This is a genomic window from Adlercreutzia equolifaciens (assembly GCF_029076695.1).
Classification (GTDB): domain Bacteria; phylum Actinomycetota; class Coriobacteriia; order Coriobacteriales; family Eggerthellaceae; genus Adlercreutzia; species Adlercreutzia equolifaciens_A.
In genome coordinates, this window is record NZ_JARFIK010000385.1 from 1 (window position 1) to 302 (window position 302).

A 302-nucleotide genomic window follows, 5' to 3' on the forward strand; every position below is an offset into this window, starting at 1 on the left:
TACGGGATTATTGAATTAATATATGAGTATATCAAAGAAAGGACTGAATATGAAAATAGGCATAATAACAATTTATGAACCAATAACAAATATGGGTTCTTTTTTGCAGGCATATGCATTAAAACTTGTGATTGAATCCATGGGACATGAGCCTTATTTTGTAGAAAATGTACCTGCATTGAAGACAGCACTTAAATGTGTACTAAAAATCAATCCAAAACGTGAATTTTTTCTTAGAATAAAAAAAACAATAAGTTTTTTTTGTGATATAAAGAAATTGAGAACAGTTTCTCAAATAGGTA

General features: G+C 27.8%; 1 protein-coding gene. It reads left to right on the plus strand.

Translation table 11 applies throughout. The annotated features are described in order from the left end of the window. Positions 1-49 precede the first annotated feature (49 nt). The coding region (locus PZH32_RS12855; RefSeq protein ID WP_275208643.1) for a hypothetical protein at positions 50-302 on the plus strand (253 nt) is incomplete at its 3' end.